This is a genomic window from Streptomyces sp. NPDC029014 (assembly GCF_055564695.1).
The window spans coordinates 1-6,041 of sequence record NZ_JBVHVT010000167.1 but is presented as its reverse complement, the minus strand read 5'-3'; the positions used below and the strand labels follow the sequence as shown (position 1 = coordinate 6,041).

Sequence of the window (6,041 nt, the reverse complement as noted above, 5' to 3'; positions counted from 1 at the left end):
TGGACTGGTCGGCCGGCGACGTGGCCCTGCTCACCGAGTCCGTGGACTGGCCGGAGACCGGCCGTCCGCGCCGCGCCGGCATCTCCTCCTTCGGCATCAGTGGCACCAACGCGCACACGATCATCGAGCAGGCTCCGGGAGCCGAGCCGTCGGTGGACGCCGACACGCGGCCGGCCGACCGGCCTGCCGCCGCCCGCGTCCTCCCGTACCTCCTCTCCGGCAAGACCAAGGAAGCCCTCCGGGCGCAGGCGGCGGCCCTGGCCGCCCACCTCGACACCGCCGGCGACGACGCCGCGGACGCGGCCGACGTGGCCCACTCCCTCGCCACGCGCCGCGCCCACCTCGACCACCGCGCCGCCACCGTCCTGACCGTCGGCAATGACGAGGACCTCCAGGACGCACTGGCCCGGCTCGCAGCCGGCGAGTCCGCCCCCCGGACGGTCACGGGCCCGGCCGGTGACGGCCGTACCGCCTTCCTGTTCACCGGGCAGGGCAGCCAGCGCCTCGGCGCGGGCCGCGAGCTGTACGACACCTACCCGGCGTTCGCGGACGCGCTGGACGCGGTCTGCGCCCACCTGGACGCGCTGCTCGACAGGCCGCTGAAGGACGTGCTCTTCGGTTCCGACGCCGCCGTGCTGGACCGGACGGAGTACACGCAGCCCGCGCTGTTCGCGATCGAGGTGGCCCTGTTCCGCCTCGTCGAGAGCTGGGGCATACGGCCGGACTTCCTCGCCGGCCACTCCATCGGTGAGATCGCCGCCGCGCACGTCGCGGGCGTGCTGTCGCTGGACGACGCGTGCACGCTGGTCGCGGCCCGCGGCCGGCTGATGCAGGCCCTCCCCGCCGGCGGCGTGATGATCGCGCTGCAGGCGACGGAGGACGAGGTCCTGCCGATGCTCACCGACGCCGACCGGGTGAGCATCGCCGCGGTCAACGGCCCGCAGTCGGTGGTCATCGCCGGTGACGAGGACGCGGCCGTCGCGATCGCCGAGCACTTCCGGGCCCAGGAACGGAAGACCAAGCGGCTGACGGTGAGCCACGCGTTCCACTCGCCGCACATGGACGGCATGCTCGACGAGTTCCGCCAGGTGGTGGCCGGGCTGACCTTCGAGGTCCCCCGCCTCCCGGTCGTGTCCTGCCTGACCGGCGCACTCGTCACGGACGAGATGGACACGGCGGACTTCTGGGTGCGGCACGTCCGGGAGGCGGTCCGTTTCCTCGACGGTGTCCGCGCCCTCGAAGCCGCCGGGGTGACCACGTTCGTCGAGCTCGGGCCGGACGGCGTGCTGTCCGCCCTCGCCCAGGAGTGCCTGACGGGCACCGCCGACGTCGCCTTCGCAGCCGTGCTCCGTTCCGGCCGCCCCGAGGCCGAGACCCTCGTCACCGCCCTCGCGCAGGCCCACGTCCACGGTGTGGCCGTCGACTGGGAGGCGTTCTTCGCGGGCACGGGTGCCCGCCGGGTCGACCTGCCGACGTACGCGTTCCAGCGGCAGCGGTTCTGGCCGAGTGCGGCGGCGTACGTCGCCGGGGACCCGGAGTCGATCGGTCTCGGCGATGCCGGGCACCCGCTGCTCGGCGCCGCGGTGGCTCTCGCCGACTCCGAGGGCGTGCTGCTCGCCGGCCGACTGTCAATCGACACCCACCCCTGGCTCGCCGACCACACCATCCACGGTTCCGCCCTGCTCCCGGGAACGGCCTTCGTCGACCTGGCGATCCGCGCCGGTGACCAGGTCGGCTGCGACGTGGTGGAGGAGCTGACGCTGGAGGCGCCGCTCGTCCTGCCCGAGCGCGGCGGCGTACAGCTCCAGCTGGTGGTCGAGGCGCCGGATGTCGCGGGCCGACGGCCGTTCGCGGTGTACTCGCGCCGCCAGGACGCCCTCGCCGAGGAGCCCTGGACCCGCCACGGGTCCGGCGTCCTCGCCGTCGGCGCGCGCCCCGAGTCCGAACTGGGCTTCGGCGAGCTGGCCGCCTGGCCCCCGGCCGGCGCCGAGCCGGTCGACGTGCGCGGGCTCTACGCGGAGCTGGCCCAGGAGGGCGTCTCCTACGGGCCGCTGTTCCAGGGCCTGAAGGCGGCCTGGCGCCGCGGCAACGAGCTGTTCACCGAGGTCGCGCTCCCGGAGGACGGCCGTCGTGACGCGGCCCGGTTCGGGCTCCACCCGGCCCTGCTCGACGCCGGCCTGCACGCCATCGGACACGGAGACCCCGCCGGACAGGCCGACGCAGGTGCCCTGCTCCCGTTCTTCTGGTCGGGTGTCTCGCTGTACGCGGTGGGCGCCTCCGCCCTCCGGATGCGCCTGATTCCGGCCTCGGCCGACGACGCCCACACGCTGGCCCTGCTGGTGGCCGACGAGACCGGACGCCCCGTGGCGGCCGTCGAGTCGCTGACGCTGCGCCCGGCCTCCGCCGACCAGGTCCACGCGGCCGGCGGCAACCTGGAGTCGCTGTTCCGGGTGGAGTGGCTGCCCGTGTCCGTGGCCCCTGCCACGGCCGCCGCCGGTGACCTCCGCTGGGCCGTCCTGGGACGGGACGAGATCGGGATGGGCGGGCCGGTGGGCTCGGGCGCCCGGGTCACCGAGTACGCCGACCTGGCCGAGCTCGGTGTCGCGCTCGCCGCCGGCGAACCGGCTCCGGACGCAGTCTTCGTCCTCCCGGCGGCCGTCGAGCGGCCCGAGGACGAGGACGAGGGCGAGGACACGGTCGGCCGCGTCCACGCCGCAGTGAACGAGGCGCTGGCGACGGTGCAGGAGTGGCTGGCCGACGAGCGGTTCGCGGACACGCGCCTGGTGTGGCTGACGTCGGGAGCGGTGGCCGTCGAGCGCGGTGCGGGTGTGCAGGACCTGGCGGGCAGTGCGGTGCGCGGCCTGCTGCGCTCCGCCCAGTCGGAGAACCCGGGCCAGCTCGTCATGATCGACCTGGACCCGGAGCAGTCGTCGCAGGCGTCGCTGGCGGCGGTTCCCGCAGCGCTGACGACCGGGGAGCCGGAGCTCGCCGTCCGCGGCGGTGTCGTCACCGCCCCGCGCCTGGTCCGCGTGGCGTCGTCCGAGAGCGTGGCCGCCGGGTCCTCGGCCGTGGTGCTGGGGGACTCGTCCGGGACCGTGCTGGTCACGGGTGCGACGGGTGGTCTGGGCCGGTTGTTCGCCCGGCACCTGGTGACGGCGTACGGGGTGCAACGGCTGCTGCTCACCAGCCGGCGCGGTACGGGCGCGGCCGGTGCCGTCGAGCTGGTGGCGGAGCTGGAGCAGCTGGGTGCGCACGTCGACCTCGTCGCGTGTGACGTGTCGGACCGGAATGCGCTGGCCGGGCTGCTGGCGTCCGTGCCGGTGGAGCACCCGCTGACCGCCGTGGTCCACACGGCGGGTGTACTGGACGACGGCATCCTGGCGTCGCTGACCCCGGAACGGGTGGCGGCCGTGCTGCGTCCGAAGGTGGACGCCGCCTGGAACCTCCACGAACTGACCCGCGAGCTCGACCTGTCGGCGTTCGTCCTCTTCTCCGGCGCGGCCGCCGCGTTCGGTGCGGGCGGCCAGGCGAACTACGCGGCAGCGAACGCGTTCCTGGAGGGCCTGGCCGAGCAGCGGCGTGCCGAGGGCCTGGCCGCGACCTCGCTCGCCTGGGGTCTGTGGGCCCCGCAGGCGGGTGTCGACGGGGGCATGGCGGGGCAGCTCGACGAGGTCGACCTGCGCCGTATCGCCCGGGACGGCGTCGCCGCTCTCGCCGCGAACGAGGGCCTCGCGCTCTTCGACACGGCGATGACGGTGGATGCGGCGGTGCTGCTGCCGATGCACCTCGACGTAGCCGTGCTGCGCGCCCAGGCCGTGTCCGCGGGCACCACCCCGGCGCTGCTGCGGGCCCTGGTACGGGTGCCCGCACGCCGCACCGTGGAGCGGCGCGACGGCGGCGCTTCGGATGCCGGTTCGCCGCTGGTCGCCCGTCTGCTGGCCCTGCCGGCGGCGGAGCACGAAGGTGTGCTGCTGGACCTGGTGTGCGGCCGGGTCGCAGCCGTCCTCGGTCACTCCGGCGCCGACGCGGTCGACGCGGAGCGCGCCTTCCGGGACCTCGGCTTCGACTCCCTCACCGCGGTCGAGCTGCGCAACGTCCTCAAGGCGGAGACGGGCCTGCGCCTGCCCCCGACCCTGATCTTCGACTACCCGACGCCGACCGCGCTGGCCGGGCACCTGCTGGCCGAGCTCGCGCTGAGCGCCGGTCTCGACGGCCGGGACGGCGCACACGGGCAGCTGACGACGCCCGTACGGCCGACCACCGCCCTCACCGACGACCCGATCGTGATCGTCGGCATGGGCTGCCGCTTCCCCGGCGGCATCCGGACCCCCGAGGACCTGTGGCAGCTCGTCGCCACCGGCGGCGACGGCATCACCGCGTTCCCGACCGACCGCGGCTGGAACGCGGAGGCCCTTTACCACCCCGACCCGGACCACGTGGGGACCTCGTACACCCGTGAGGGCGGCTTCCTGCTCGACGCGGCCGAGTTCGACCCGGCGTTCTTCGGGATCTCCCCGCGCGAGGCCCTCGCCATGGACCCGCAGCAGCGGCTCCTGCTGGAGACCTCCTGGGAGGCGTTCGAGCGGGCCGGCATCGACCCGACGTCGATGCGCGGCAGCCGGACCGGCGTCTTCGCCGGCGTCATGTACCACGACTACGTGTCGGGCATCGGCATCGGCGAGGGCGCAGGATCCGGTGAGGAACTGCCCGAGGGCGTCGAGGGCTACCTCGGCACCGGCAACGCGGGCAGCATCGCCTCTGGCCGGATCGCCTACACCTTCGGGCTGGAAGGCCCGGCTGTGACCGTCGACACGGCGTGCTCGTCGTCGCTCGTCGCGCTGCACTGGGCGATCCAGGCGCTGCGCAACGGCGAGTGCGACATGGCCCTGGCAGGCGGTGTCGCGATCATGGCGACGCCCGAGACGTTCGTCGACTTCAGCCGCCAGCGCGGGCTCTCTGCCGACGGCCGCTGCAAGTCCTTCGCGGAGGCCGCGGACGGTACGGGCTGGGCCGAAGGCGCGGGCATGCTGCTCGTCGAGCGGCAGTCGGACGCCGTGCGCAACGGCCACCCGATCCTCGCCGTGGTGCGTGGTTCGGCGGTCAACCAGGATGGTGCGAGCAATGGTCTGACGGCGCCGAACGGTCCGTCGCAGCAGCGGGTGATCCGCGAGGCGCTGGCGACCGCGGGTCTGTCGACGGCCGATGTGGACGCGGTGGAGGCGCACGGTACGGGTACCCGTCTCGGTGACCCGATCGAGGCGCAGGCGCTGCTGGCCACGTACGGCCAGGACCGGCCGGAGGGCCGTCCGCTGCTGCTGGGTTCCATCAAGTCGAACATCGGTCACACGCAGGCCGCTGCCGGTGTCGCCGGCGTGATCAAGATGATCATGGCGATGCGGCACGGAGTGCTCCCGCAGACCCTGCACGTCGACACGCCGTCGAGCCACATCGACTGGGAGGCAGGCGACGTCACCCTCCTGACCGAAGCCCGGGACTGGCCGGAGACCGGCCGTCCGCGCCGGGCGGGCGTCTCGTCCTTCGGCATCAGCGGCACCAACGCGCACACGATCATCGAGCAGCCGCCGGCCGCAGCACCGGTGGAGCTGCCCGAGACGGACGCGGCGCTGCCGGTCCTCCCGTGGGTGCTCTCGGCGAAGGGCGAGGAGGCCCTTCGTGCGCAGGCCCGCCAGCTCCAGGACTTCGTGCTCTCCACTCCGGACGCGCTGCACCCGGTCGACGTCGCCTGGTCGCTGACGGCGGGCCGCGCGCAGTTCGAGGACCGGGCCGCGGTCGTCGCCGCGGACCGTGAGGGCCTGCTGGCCGGCCTGGCGGCGCTGGTCGAGGGCGGCTCGGCGGCGGGTCTGGTCACGGGCTCGCCGGTCGCTGGGAAGGTCGCCTTCCTGTTCACCGGGCAGGGCAGCCAGCGCCTGGGCATGGGTCGTGAGTTGTACGACTTCTTCCCGGTGTTCGCGGATGCGCTCGACACGGTGTGCGAGCGTCTCGATGCGCTGCTCGAACTGCCGTTGAAGGACGTCCTGTTC

The 6,041-nt window shown here is 74.2% G+C and carries 1 protein-coding gene; it reads left to right on the top strand.

All coding sequences use genetic code 11. The annotated features are described in order from the left end of the window. Positions 1 to 6,041: SDR family NAD(P)-dependent oxidoreductase (locus ACZ4VL_RS39900; protein ID WP_468210728.1), on the top strand; the 6,041-nt coding region annotated here is incomplete at both ends.